We start from the raw sequence: 12,691 nt of genomic DNA, 5'->3' as shown, positions 1-12,691 counted from the left end.
TCTCTGCCATCGCCTAGCAATGAGTGCTTATTGCTTGTTAACTTACTTATTGCCTTGGAAATTGCAAAAGCCGAGCCGGAAACTGAAAAAATTAAACTTAATCATTTAAAAACAAAAACTTAAAAAATAAAAAACCATCACACAACGTTCTTTTTTATACTCTGCACGCGCTAAACGGTGTGTGAGAGTGCACGCCATCTCCCTTTTCGCACCATCACCGTGCAGTCTATTCGAAGAGTCGTGTCACCGACCTTCCATAAACCACATCTAAATAGCTGAAGTTATTTAAAAATAATATTCCATATGGCCAGTTGGCTAGCTCCTTGCTTCAGACAGCGTAAGGTTTTTAATCAGCTGACAGCCAATGGCGGTTGTCGCGCGTTTTTTTAAACAACGCAATCGGGCAACGACGCCCCTGTTACGCACGCTTTTGCAATGCTTTGCAAAGAGGTGCACGACAGGGGCGTTTTTTTGTTTGGTGCTCAAGCAGCCGCAAAGACACAGAGGAGCCGCCCATGGAAACTACTTCCCGGTGCTCACCCAACGACCATCTGGTGATCATTGGCAATGGCATGGCAAGCCATCGTCTCATCGAGGCGTTGGTAAAACAGCCCACACGCCCACAGCGAATCACGGTGATTGGTGCAGAACCAACCCCTGCTTACAACCGTATTCTGCTTTCGCCACTGCTGGCCGGTGAAATGCAGCAGGATGCACTTACCCTGCGCGATGCCCAGTGGTACGCAGAACAGGTCGTCACGCTGATACTGGGTGAAAAGGTCGTGACGCTTGATCGCGCAAGCCAAACGTTGGCCACCGATAGCGGCCGATCGCTTGATTACGATCATTTGGTCATCGCCACCGGCTCGCGCCCAGCGCTGCCCGATGTTCCCGGTATTGAGCTTGACGGCGTACACGGCTTTCGTGACTTGCAAGATGCTGATGCACTTAGCGACATCGCTCAACAGGGCGGTGATGCAGTGGTGATTGGCGGCGGCCTGCTGGGCCTTGAAGCGGCTGAGGGGTTACGTAAACGCGGCAGCGACATCAACGTAAGTGTGCTCCAGCGCAGCGAGCGGCTGATGAACCGCCAACTGGATGCTACCGCTGCTCACTTACTTAAAGACACCCTCACTCAGCGCGGTTTACGGATCATCACTGGCGCGCAGTTAGCGCGGCTAGAGAGCGACGCCCAGGGCCGAGTCGCCAAGGTGCATCTTGCCGATGGCCGCCAGTTGAACGCCTCCAGCGTGATCATTGCCGCGGGTATTACGGCCAATGCGGAACTTGGCCGCCAGGCAGGTCTGTGCACGGATCGAGCTATCGTGGTGGACGAATGGCTCACCACCAGCGACCCGGCGATCTCAGCGCTGGGCGAGTGCTGCCAGTTCGATGGCACCACCTACGGTTTAGTGGAGCCGATCTGGCGACAGGTAGAGGTGCTCGCCGCGACGCTGTGCGGCACGCATTCCCAAGGCTACACAGATGCCCCCAGCGCCACCAAACTCAAAGTCAGCGGTGTGGCGCTCTACGCCTTTGGGCCCACCGAGGCCAGCGCCGAGCATGAAGTACTGAATTACCACGACCTTGAGCGCGGCGACTACCGCCGCCTGCTGCTGCGCAACGGCCAGATTGAAGGCGCGGTGCTTTACGGCGACACCAGCCAAGGCCCCTGGTACTTCGAGCAGGCGCTCACGGGTACCGATCTCAACGCTTACCGCCAAGCCTTGTTGTTTGGTGCCGCTGATGTCGATGTGCTCCAGGCGGGCATGGCTGACCAGCAGAACGCCCCTTCCCATCTACCGACCTCAGAGGTGGCATAATGTCTACCCAAAAACTGGCAACTCCCGAACAGCTTATTATTATTGGTAACGGCATGGTCGGCCATCATCTGGTCGAGCAGCTCGTCGATAATGCTGCCCTTGAGCGCTATCAGGTCACCGTGTTTGGCGAAGAGCGCCATCGCGCTTATGACCGTGTACATCTCTCCGAATACTTCAGCGGCCGCGATGCCGATTCGCTCGCGCTTTGCGAAGCGGATTACTACGCCACCAGTGGTGTGGAACTGCGCACTGGCGAGGCTGTGATTGAGATCGATCGCAACTCACAAGAGGTGGTCACCGAACAAGGTCGTTACCCTTACGACCGCCTGGTGCTGGCTACCGGCTCGTTCCCCTTTGTGCCACCGATTCCCGGTAACGACCGCGATGGCTGCTTGGTGTACCGCACTCTAGACGATTTGGACGCCATCCAGGCGGCCGCCGAAAATGCTACCACCGGCGTGGTCGTGGGCGGCGGCCTGCTAGGTCTCGAAGCGGCTAACGCCCTGCGCGGTTTGAACCTGGATACGGCCGTTGTAGAGTTCGCTGCACGCCTGATGCCGATGCAGGTAGATAACGAAGGTGGTGAGCTGCTGCGCGAAAAAATTGAAGCCCTGGGCGTACAGGTGCTCACCGAGCGTGCCACCCAGCGTATTGAAGATGGCAAGGCGAGCCGCCATCGCATGGTTTTCCAAGACGACAAGGTACTGGAAACCGACCTGATTGTGTTCTCGGCAGGTATTCGCCCCCGCGACCAGTTGGCCAGGGATTGCGGGCTGGAGATTGGTGAGCGCGGCGGCGTGGTAGTGGATAACCAGTGCCTCACCAGCGACCCGGCCATTCTGGCGATTGGTGAAGTGGCGCTATGGAACCAGAGTATTTTCGGCCTGGTCGCCCCCGGCTATCAAATGGCCAAAGCAGCGTTTTCGACGCTGACCGGTGGCGATACCCAGTTTGGCGGTGCGGATATGAGCACCAAGCTCAAGCTGCTGGGCGTGGATGTGGGCTCGATTGGTGACGCCCATGGCAATCAAAACCCCAGCGCACGCATGTTCCGCTACCTAGACCCGATCAAACAGGAGTACCGCAAACTGGTGGTCTCCAGCGACGGTAAAAAGCTGCTCGGCGCCATGCTGGTGGGCAATAACAGCGTTTACGACACGCTGTTGCAGTACTACGCCAACGGCATTGAGTTGCCCGACGAGCCCGCCTCATTGATTCTGCCGCAAAGCAGCGGCGCCGCGCCAACTCTCGGCCCCGGCGCACTGCCGGAAACCGCCTCCATTTGCTCTTGTCACAACGTCACCAAGGGCGATATTTGCGCCACTATTGATGCGGGCGCGGTGGATCTAAGCGGCGTCAAAACGGCCACCAAAGCCAGCACCGGCTGCGGCGGCTGCACCGCGCTGCTCAAAAGCGTGGTCGATCATGAGCTAGAAGCCCGCGGCGTAGAGGTTGATAAATCGATTTGCGAGCACTTCGCCCATACCCGCCAGGAGCTTTACGATATTGTGCGCGTAGAAGGCATCAAAACCTTCAGCGAATTGATCGAAAAACACGGCAATCAAGACACCCACTGCCTGGGCTGCGACATCTGCAAGCCCGCGGTGGCGTCTATTCTGGCCTCCTGCTTCAATGAGCCGATCACCGACGCGGCGCATATTCCTCTGCAGGATACCAACGACACCTTTATGGCCAACATGCAGAAAAACGGCACCTACTCGGTGGTGCCGCGTGTGGCCGGTGGTGAGATCACCCCAGACAAACTCATCGTGCTAGGCGAAGTGGCCAAAAAATACAGCCTCTACTCCAAGGTCACCGGTGGTCAGCGTATCGACTTGTTCGGCGCCCGCCTGGAAGACCTGCCGGATATCTGGGGAGAGCTGATTGCTGCAGGTTTCGAGACCGGCCACGCCTACGGTAAATCGCTGCGCACGGTTAAATCCTGCGTCGGCAGCACTTGGTGCCGCTACGGCGTGCAGGACAGCGTCGGTATGGCGATCTGGCTAGAGAACCGCTACAAGGGCCTACGCTCACCGCACAAGATCAAGTTTGGCGTTTCCGGCTGCACCCGCGAGTGCGCCGAAGCCCAGAGCAAAGACATCGGCATTATTGCCACCGAAAACGGCTGGAACCTCTACGTGTGCGGTAACGGTGGCATGCGCCCCCGCCACGCTGAACTATTTGCTACCGACCTGAATGACGAGCAGCTCTACCGCACCATCGACCGCTTCTTGATGTTCTACGTGCGTACCGCCGACCGCCTGCAGCGCACCTCGGTGTGGCGCGAAAACCTCGATGGCGGCCTGGAGTACCTCAAAGAGGTGATTCTGGAAGATAGCCTAGGCATCAACGACGAGCTGGAGCGCCAGATGCAAAGCGTGGTGGATACCTACCAGTGCGAATGGGCCGACGCGATCAGCGACCCAGAGAAGCTCAAGCGCTTCCGCAGCTTCGTCAACGACGACCGCCCGGATCCGTCGATCATTATGACCTCCGAGCGCGGCCAGCTACGTCCCGCTTAAACACTAATGCCCCAACCAGACAACGCCAACGAGGTAACTGATGACCGCGACCGCACTCAAACACACCGTAAGCACCGACACCTGGCAGCCGCTCTGCACTAAAGCTGACTTAGTAGAATTTTCCGGCGTCGCTGCTTGGTTGAACACGTCAGAAGGCCCTGCCCAAGTGGCCATTTTCTACTTACCGAGGCAGCGCTCCCAAGGACAGGAGAAAGAACTCTACGCCCTCGACCATTTTGACCCGTTTTCTAACGCTAACGTCATTGCCCGCGGCATTATCGGTGATGTTAAAGGCAATCCAGTGGTTGCCTCGCCACTCTATAAGCAGCATTTTCGCCTTGAAGATGGCCAATGCTTAGAAGATGAGAACATCAAGCTGCGTACCTGGAAAGTCGCATTTAGGGGCGAGGAGGTATGGGTGGAGGGGTAACTGACAGCTGCTTTACGATGACGTTACTCCCGGCGAGGAATAGCACTCGCGTAGGTATTCAAGCTCAAAAAATGTTCATCTGCCCGCTGCAGCGCATCGAGTGTCTGTGATCGATCATCTTCTGCCAATAAGGTGCACAGTACTTCTGAGATGGCTAAGGCGGGCGTTAACGTATGGAAAAAGCTGTCGCTTTCCGTGGGGCAAAAAATCGTCTGCTCTGACAGCCCGACCAGTGGCGATACTTCACTATCGGTGATCGACAGAATCGTCAGCCCCTTGTCTTTTGCCAACTGCGTCAGTTCCAGTGTCGCTACTGCGTAAGGTTTGACGGAGACAACCAGCAAGGCCTCTTCGGGCGTGGCGCGAATTAGTGAATCGCCGCCGGTTCCTGCCGGTCCATCCAGGTGAACCGAGCGATCCCCCAACAGTGACATAACGTAATGGAAATGCCACGCCACGGAGTGGCATGAACGCAACCCTAGTACATACACTTTTCTAGCTGATTTCAGCGTATTAGCGATGGCTTCCAACCGTTGCAGTGAGTCAGGCTCACAGAGCTGAGAAATCTGAGCACTCAGCCCATGCAGCATATGCGCGGCGATATTGTCGTTGGCCGAGGCTCTAGCCCCCTCGTTTCGCTGGCGAGCCTTGGCGGCAAAACCATCGTTCCCCCGCCGCAGCGCTGCCACATAGTGCTCGCGAATATCATCGTATCCTTGCTTGCCCAGAAACTTTGCAAGCCGCGTCATGGTGGCAGGCTGCACCGCCGCATGGCGCGCCAACTCGCGCATAGAAACCAGTGCCACCTCATCAGGGTGTTCCAGCACGTAGCGAGCCGCCTGCTGGAGCTGCGGCGACATGGCATCGTACTGGGCGATAATCTGCTCCCTTAAAGGGTCGCGCTGCGGCATGTGTGTTGCCTCTTATACGGCTTGTTAAAACAGCCGCCGATTTAAACGTTACTGTTGTCAAAAAACAATGATCTATATATTTCACTAAAAACAAAAATGATTCAATTGTTGCAGCAATAGACCAAACTGTGCCAATCTTCTCCTTATGGCGTCCCCACATCGCTAAGTGACCCTAAGGAACCGTTTCCATGACTCGTATTCTTCATCGCAGTATCGGCCCAACACTCCCCCATGCCGCGTCGGCTCAAGGCGTCTACATTACAGACACCACTGGGCGCCGATACCTAGATGCCTCAGGAGGCGCTGCGGTCACCAGCGTTGGTCACGCCCATCCGGAAGTGTTGGCTGCGATGCGCGCTCAAATTGATAACCTCTGCTACGCACACACCTCCTTTTTCACCACCGACGCTGCCGAAGCGCTTGCTGAAAAACTCGTTAACTTGGCACCTGAAGGATTGAATTACGTCTATCTCGTGTCAGGCGGGTCAGAGGCCGTTGAAGCGGCTCTGAAGATGGCACGGCAGTACTTCGTAGAAATTGGCGCCCCCCAGCGTAGACATATCATTGCCAGACGTCAGAGTTACCACGGCAACACGATTGGTGCGTTGGCAACCGGTGGCAATGCGATGCGGCGTAAGCAGTTTCAGCCCATCCTGCCAGAAACTCATCATGTCTCCCCCTGCTACGCCTATCGCGAAAAAGACGCCGAGGAATCACCAGAGGCTTACGCTATTCGGCTTGCCGACGAGCTCGAGGCAAAGATTCTCGAACTCGGCCCTGAAGAAGTCATGGCGTTCGTTGCCGAGCCCGTTGTAGGCGCCACCCTTGGTGCCGTCGCCTCTGTCGCGGATTACTTTAAACGTGTGCGTGCGATTTGCGACAAATACGGCGTGCTATTGATACTCGACGAAGTGATGTGCGGTATGGGTCGCACCGGTACTGTCTTCGCCTGCGAGCAAGACGACGTCATACCGGATATCGTCACAATAGCCAAAGGCTTGGGCGGGGGTTATCAGCCGATCGGTGCAGTGATGCTGTCCGACAAAATTTACGACAGCTTTGCCAACGGCTCTGGCCTGTTCCAGCACGGGCATACTTACATCGGTCACCCTGTTGCTGCGGCCACCGCTAACAAAGTGGTTGAAATCATTGCACGCCCTGAGACACTCGCCAATGTAAACGCCATGGGCGCGAGATTACACAGCGGCTTGGAAGCGATTCTTGGTGCATCACCGCATGTTGGCGACATTCGAGGAAGAGGCTTGTTTCGCGGTATCGAACTGGTGGCGGACCGGGGCACTAAAACGCCTTTCGATCCGAGCCGAAAAATTCACGCCAAGATTAAGCGACACGCCATGGCACGAGGGCTGATCAGCTATCCGATGGGCGGCACCATTGATGGCATTCACGGCGACCATATTTTGCTGGCACCGCCCTATATTATTGAAGCCGATGAAGTCGACCTAATCATTGAGCGTATTGCCGACGCCATCAACGCCGCCATCGCCGAGTGATGGCACGTCCCCTATCTGAATGGAGCTCACCGATGACGCTATCTCCCTGCCCGCCTATTGCTGATGCCGACTGGCCAAACGAAGTCGCTGAATTACGCGAAGACTTCGCCGGCGCGCTTAATGTCTATCGCACCATGGCCCACCACCCGGCCTTGCTTAACGCCTGGGCACCTTTGCGTCAGCATGTTGTGAAGGAAAATGCCTTAGGGCCAGAATTAACCGAGGTGGTGATTCTACGCGCGGGCCTGCGCATGGGGTCACGTTACGAGTGGGCTCATCACGTTAGCCGGGCACTCGCTCTAGGATTCTCCACTGCACGAATCGACGCCATTAGAACTCGCCCTGAAGGCGTTGATGGCCTTATCGTCAACGCTGTGGATGCGTTATTTGACCAGAAGATGCTGTCCCCCGAGCAAGAAGCAGAACTCGCAGAGGCTATCGGACGCAAGGCCGTTATCGACCTAATTGCGATGGTGGGGTTTTATTCGGTATTGGGCTATCTGCTCAAGACTTACGACACACCGGTCGACGACAACATTCAACAAGAAGCGCAAAAAATGCCAGCGCTGTTTTCATTAACGTCTTAGGCATGCCAGTCCCTGGCGCAGGCTTCAAGCTATCCCAGGGCAGACCATTAAGTACTTATGCATACATTTGCGAGTATTCAGGCCTCATTAAATCAGTGGCCGCCCATGATCAGTGCCCGCTTAATTTTATTCAGGCACTCGAGGCTCATCATCTAATGTAGGAGGCCGCATTTAACGAGCAATGGCGGCGTAGCCGCCCTTGCTATAACCAGGTAAATCAGTTGAATCATCGTCGAAGTGTCGAACCAAAGCTAAAGCCCTGTCTCACAACAATACATTTGCTTCTAAACACTAGACATCTGTTTTTTGCATCATCACACAGTCAAGCTTCCGACCTGCTACTACCGAATACTCAGGTAGCTTTTCCATTACTTCAAACCCAGCCTTTGTCAGGACCCGCTGTGAAGCGTGATTGTCTAGAGAAACAGTCGCCGTGAGCGTATTAATTTGGTCAATGCAACGAGCTTCGCTAATCAGATGGTTCAGCGCCTTTTGCGCCAGCCCATTACCACACGCATGTTGCGCTATCCGATACCCCACCTTTGCGTAACCATTTTCTATCTCACGTAGGTTGGCGCGCCCAACTATCGCACCTTGATACTGGATAATAAGCGGCCTCATGCGTCCTTGGGCATTTAACGCCAAGTACTCATGAATATGCTGGCTAATACCTTCCGGCGTGTAGAAGTGCTCCGCTCTGGCCTCTATATGCTGCTCAAACCAGTCACGTTCAGTGGCTTCGAACAACAATAGTTCAGCGGCATCTTCCGGAGCAATTTGTCTGAAGGAAAAAGCATCAGCATGGCGCATAAGCACATCTCTCCTTGGGTGCTAAATCAGTGCATCAAAGACTATCTCCATAGCCTTAGAATAAACAAATCACTGACACTGCGACCACTGATATTGCTATGCTTGCCAGACTCTTGGGTAGGCAATATCGGAGCAAACGTTCGTGAAAACAGAATCCAGTACCTTGGCGTTTTCTGCCTTTATGGCACTGCTGATTGGGTGCGCAGGCATTACTGCGACACTAGCGTCTAACTCCCAGGCTATTTTGCTGGATGGATCATTTAATCTTATCTACTTCAGCGTAGCGCTGGTCACTATCAAAGTCAGCAAATTAGCCAGCCGCCCCGATAGCGAGTCCTATCCGTTTGGCTACAGCTACTTCGAGTCGCTGGTAAATCTATGCAAAGGCTTATTGATATTAGGCGTTTCCATCTTTGCGTTGGTGGACGCCATCGCTGCGTTACTGACAGGTGGGCGGGAGATCTCAGCAGGGCTTGCGGTTATCTACGCACTGTTTGCCACCGCCGCTTGCTCGCTCACCGCTTGGGTAATGCACCGCAGCCAGCGCCACGTTAGTAGCCCGCTGGTGGCTGCAGACAAACTTAACTGGTTGGTGAACAGTGTTATCTCGGCTGCCGTGTTAGCAGCGTTCTGCTTGGTGATGCTGTTTGAGCGTCTAGGCTGGCGCGGTATTGTCCCTTATGTCGATTCACTTCTGGTGATGGCCGTGGTGTTGCTATGCCTTGGCGTACCGGTGCGTATGGCCTCCCAGGCACTGCGAGAACTGCTCAATAAAACGCCCGACGAAACAGTCGCCGAGCCTGTGCGTCAGGCGGTTGGTCGCGGGCTTGCCGATATCGACACCCAGGAAGTTCGGGTACGCATGGTACGCCCTGGCCGTCTGCTGTATATCATGGTCCACGTGGTGCTACCCAAAGCACTGCATGACTCTACGCTTGCCCATCAAGATGCCCTGCGCCAGCAGATTGATGAAGAAGTACGCCGTATTTATTCGCCGGTCGTCTGTGATGTAGTGTTCACCGAAGATGATCGCTGGGCAGCGCCTTCCTGCGGGCAGCTAGTGAAGAAATACGCTTAACTGCGCCACATTAAAAAGCGGCCTGTGGGCCGCTTAAAATGCTAGTACTGCCGTTATAAACCGCTTGAGAACATAACCCTCTGTTAAACACCGATATCCCGGTAATGGCGGGCCACTTTCTCGATGGCGATCAGATAGGCTGCCATGCGGTAGTCGTTAACTTTCGGGTTTTCGTTACGGGTGCGAATAATCTCTTACAGCGCCAAACGCATAGTGTCGTCCAGCCCCGAACGGACTAGATCAAACTCATCGGCGCCGCGGGCGAGCTCATCAGCCAGATGCTCTGGCACCTTATGGCCCGTTGATTCTTCAATCGCCTGAATAATGTGCTGGCCACGTGCTTCATGAAAACGTTTATCGAGCCTGCCAAAGCGAACGTGATTGAGGTTACGAATCCACTCAAAGTAGGAAACCACTACGCCACCAGCGTTGCAGTACGCATCGGGGATAATCTCGACACCTCGCTGTTGAAGAATTTTATCGGCTTCATAGGTAACCGGACCATTGGCAGCTTCAGCAATAAGCGGCGCTTGGATATGGTGTGCATTCTTGGCATTGATAACACCTTCCAATGCCGCTGGTATAAGAATATCGCAGGCACGCTCTAATGCTTTGCTGCCATCTTCTTGGTATTCAGCCACCGGGTATCCCTTAACGCCACCGGTCTCAGCAATATACTCACGCACGGCCTTAACATCTAAACCATCGTCGTTAACCAAGGCACCATCACGTTCGATGATCGCAGTAATCAAGCAGCCATCTTCGGTTTGCAGAAAATGGGCGGCGTGATAGCCCACATTGCCTAACCCCTGCACCACGACTCGTTTGCCAGCCAAGCCTCCCGACAGGCCACAACGCTTGATTTCTTCTGGATGACGGAAAAGTTCGCGCAACGCATACTGCACCCCGCGCCCGGTCGCTTCATTGCGCCCTCGCACGCCACCATGCTCGACCGGTTTCCCGGTTAACGCGCCCATGTAGTTGATGTCATTAGGAAACATCTGGCGGTAGGTATCTACCATCCAGCCCATTTCACGCGGCCCAGTGCCCATATCGGGGGCGGGCACGTTGGCGGCAGGGCTTAGATACCCTTTATTGATCAGCTCGCGCGCAAAACGCCGTGTAATGGCTTCCAGCTGTTTTTGAGTGTACTTGCCCGGATCAATGATCAGCCCCCCCTTTGAACCACCGAACGGTACGTCGACAATCGCGCATTTATAAGTCATCAGCGCCGCTAGGGCCTCAACTTCGTCCTGGTCGACCATCATCGCAAAACGAATACCCCCCTTTGAGGGCAGACGATGATCACTGTGGGTGGCTCGCCAACCAGTAAACATTTCAATCTTGCCATCGATATCAATCGGAAACGATACCTGCACCACGCTCTGGCACACCTTCAGAGCATTCCCAATACCCTCTTCCAGCTCCATGATGTCGATAGCGTGATCCACCATGTGCTCGACGCTTTCACGAAAAGACATACCCTGTTGGGCGAACTTAGTATCACTCATAAGTGGCGCTCCATTGCTGCGTTGTTTTTATCAGTATTGTTATCGGAACTGTTTCGGGAATAACCACACCTGTCTTTGTGCTACAGGGTTTTAGCTGGTTTAAACTCCCTAACCCCACCGACTCTAACAAAGCCCCTACGCCAGCAACTTTCAACTATTGTTAAATAGTCTCAGCATATAAAACGCCACTAAATGTTTCGTCAGCTATTTGCTTAAAGAACCACGCAGCCAGCCTAATCCATTAGCACTTGGCGATACTCTCGTTGATTCTGGATAACTAACCAGAGTGTTGCGACAACTCCCCCCAGTAAGGCAACTCCAAATAGCGTTAATGCCGCGCGATGCCCTAGGGCATCGATAAGCACTCCCGTTGTGATCACTGGAATACTGAAACCAATGTAGGCCATTAGAAAATACCCAGCGCTCGCTTGAGTAGAAGATGGGCCAGCCACGGCTAACACGCCACTTAATCCGCCCAGGTAAATAAAGCCGTAACAGGCGCTGCTAGCCATGACCGTACCTAGTAGCAATATGGGTAAGTGCCCCGCGATAGCTCCCCAAGCAATCAGCCCATAAGCCGGTGGCAGAATCGCAAGTCCCAATAACGTAGACCGATATGACGACAACTTTCTGGCCCAGGGTTGAAATAACACGCCACAGCTGCAAATACCGAAAACGGCAAAGCCACTCCAAACGCTTAAACCATGCTGGTCTAAAGCGGAAGGCAATATGGCAATCACCAGCCCCACCGTGGCCCAGGCAATTAGGATCGCAAAGCCAAACCGAATGGCTCCATTTGGGAAGCTAGGCAAACGGAGCATGCTGCCTTTCGGCCCACTAGGCATGCCTTTTCGCAACGTCAACACGCCTATTAATGCGAAAGCGCTAATACATAGATATAACCACAAACTGGGGGGCGTTAAGCTAGGCGTAGTAACGATAAAAACGCTAGTCACCGCTGCCCCTAAACCGAAGCCAAGCGCGCTGCTAATCGTGACGTAACTGGTAGAAGCTTGTTTATCATCGCCTTGCCATAATTGTTGCATATAGGCTGGCGCCACCGCGGATGCTAGCGCGGTCCCCACCCCAAGTAGAAAACGCGCCACGCCGAGCATTACGATGCTAGGCGCTATTAGCATCAGGCAAGTGGCCAACATATTAAGCAGTAACGCAGTGACAATGATTGCTTTGTAACCTACCCGCTCGGCCAAGCCATTAAGCCCCAGCAATACAGGCATTACCCCTGCTACGTAACAGGCAAACGCAATTGTCGTGGCACCAACACCAACCCCGCCTTGCGCTGCCAACGCACCATATAGCGGTGCCTGCAAATTAACGGCCGTGGTGATCATACATAGCCCGAAAGCTAGGCGGGCTGCGCTGTACTGGTTCATGCATTAACTCACTAGAGATTGCTAAAAGAACCATAAAGCTCGCACGCTTATTCAAGCGGGGTAAGATACACTGGGCCACTATTATTGAGGCACTGTTCCGGTTTTTTAATG

The 12,691-nt window shown here is 54.4% G+C and carries 10 protein-coding genes; 6 read left to right on the top strand and 4 right to left on the bottom strand.

The features are described from left to right. Positions 1 to 515 precede the first annotated feature (515 nt). From INT21_RS01605 to nirD, 3 genes are read left to right on the top strand one after another with little or no spacing between them, the layout of a single operon-like run. Positions 516 to 1,823: an NAD(P)/FAD-dependent oxidoreductase gene (locus INT21_RS01605; protein WP_193061424.1), complete on the top strand. Its 1,308-nt coding sequence runs from the start codon at positions 516 to 518 to the stop codon at positions 1,821 to 1,823. Then, positions 1,823 to 4,345 carry a nitrite reductase large subunit NirB gene (gene nirB / locus INT21_RS01600; protein WP_193061425.1) on the top strand — a complete coding sequence of 841 codons (2,523 nt, stop codon included), beginning with the start codon at positions 1,823 to 1,825 and terminating at the stop codon, positions 4,343 to 4,345. The genes INT21_RS01605 and nirB overlap by 1 nt, the downstream gene beginning before the upstream one ends. A gap of 40 nt (positions 4,346 to 4,385) precedes the next feature. Then, positions 4,386 to 4,775, top strand: coding sequence for a nitrite reductase small subunit NirD (nirD, locus tag INT21_RS01595; protein WP_193061426.1), 390 nt, complete (start codon positions 4,386 to 4,388; stop codon positions 4,773 to 4,775). 23 nt (positions 4,776 to 4,798) lie between these two features. Here nirD and INT21_RS01590 read toward each other — a convergent pair whose 3' ends face one another. Continuing rightward, the gene (locus tag INT21_RS01590) at positions 4,799 to 5,686 is read right to left on the bottom strand and encodes a MurR/RpiR family transcriptional regulator (protein WP_193061427.1); all 888 of its coding nucleotides are present in this window, start codon (positions 5,684 to 5,686) and stop codon (positions 4,799 to 4,801) included. Positions 5,687 to 5,874: 188 nt separating this feature from the next. Between INT21_RS01590 and INT21_RS01585 the strand changes: the two genes are divergently transcribed. After that, positions 5,875 to 7,200, top strand: a complete 1,326-nt coding sequence (locus tag INT21_RS01585; RefSeq protein ID WP_193061428.1) for an aspartate aminotransferase family protein — start codon at positions 5,875 to 5,877, stop codon at positions 7,198 to 7,200. A 32-nt stretch (positions 7,201 to 7,232) separates the two neighbouring features. Then, complete coding sequence (locus INT21_RS01580; RefSeq protein WP_193061429.1) at positions 7,233 to 7,787, top strand: carboxymuconolactone decarboxylase family protein; 555 nt, start codon at positions 7,233 to 7,235, stop codon at positions 7,785 to 7,787. 291 nt (positions 7,788 to 8,078) lie between these two features. Here INT21_RS01580 and INT21_RS01575 read toward each other — a convergent pair whose 3' ends face one another. Further along, complete coding sequence (locus INT21_RS01575; RefSeq protein ID WP_125746039.1) at positions 8,079 to 8,597, bottom strand: GNAT family N-acetyltransferase; 519 nt, start codon at positions 8,595 to 8,597, stop codon at positions 8,079 to 8,081. A 142-nt stretch (positions 8,598 to 8,739) separates the two neighbouring features. On the opposite strand from INT21_RS01575, the gene INT21_RS01570 reads away from it, so the two are divergent. Beyond that, the gene (locus INT21_RS01570) at positions 8,740 to 9,675 is read left to right on the top strand and encodes a cation diffusion facilitator family transporter (protein WP_193061430.1); all 936 of its coding nucleotides are present in this window, start codon (positions 8,740 to 8,742) and stop codon (positions 9,673 to 9,675) included. Between the two features lie 194 nt (positions 9,676 to 9,869). Here the strand turns inward: INT21_RS01570 and INT21_RS01565 are convergent, their stop codons facing one another. Beyond that, on the bottom strand, positions 9,870 to 11,186 hold the full coding sequence (locus INT21_RS01565; protein ID WP_226916775.1) for a Glu/Leu/Phe/Val family dehydrogenase: 1,317 nt from the start codon (positions 11,184 to 11,186) through the stop codon (positions 9,870 to 9,872). Positions 11,187 to 11,419: 233 nt separating this feature from the next. Beyond that, complete coding sequence (locus tag INT21_RS01560; RefSeq protein ID WP_125746033.1) at positions 11,420 to 12,580, bottom strand: MFS transporter; 1,161 nt, start codon at positions 12,578 to 12,580, stop codon at positions 11,420 to 11,422. Between the last annotated feature and the right edge of the window lie 111 nt (positions 12,581 to 12,691).

This window comes from Halomonas sp. 3F2F, from assembly GCF_014897805.1.
GTDB lineage: Bacteria > Pseudomonadota > Gammaproteobacteria > Pseudomonadales > Halomonadaceae > Vreelandella.
Note: the sequence above shows the minus strand (reverse complement) of the source record. Positions and strands in the feature narration are given on the sequence as shown.

Coding starts and splice junctions, on each gene's coding strand:
- INT21_RS01590 (WP_193061427.1), bottom strand. CDS start 5,686: ATGCCGCAGCGCGACCCTTTAAGGGAGCAGATTATCGCCCAGTACGAT.
- INT21_RS01560 (WP_125746033.1), bottom strand. CDS start 12,580: ATGAACCAGTACAGCGCAGCCCGCCTAGCTTTCGGGCTATGTATGATC.
- INT21_RS01565 (WP_226916775.1), bottom strand. CDS start 11,186: ATGAGTGATACTAAGTTCGCCCAACAGGGTATGTCTTTTCGTGAAAGC.
- INT21_RS01585 (WP_193061428.1), top strand. CDS start 5,875: ATGACTCGTATTCTTCATCGCAGTATCGGCCCAACACTCCCCCATGCC.
- INT21_RS01575 (WP_125746039.1), bottom strand. CDS start 8,597: ATGCGCCATGCTGATGCTTTTTCCTTCAGACAAATTGCTCCGGAAGAT.
- INT21_RS01605 (WP_193061424.1), top strand. CDS start 516: ATGGAAACTACTTCCCGGTGCTCACCCAACGACCATCTGGTGATCATT.
- nirB (WP_193061425.1), top strand. CDS start 1,823: ATGTCTACCCAAAAACTGGCAACTCCCGAACAGCTTATTATTATTGGT.
- nirD (WP_193061426.1), top strand. CDS start 4,386: ATGACCGCGACCGCACTCAAACACACCGTAAGCACCGACACCTGGCAG.
- INT21_RS01580 (WP_193061429.1), top strand. CDS start 7,233: ATGACGCTATCTCCCTGCCCGCCTATTGCTGATGCCGACTGGCCAAAC.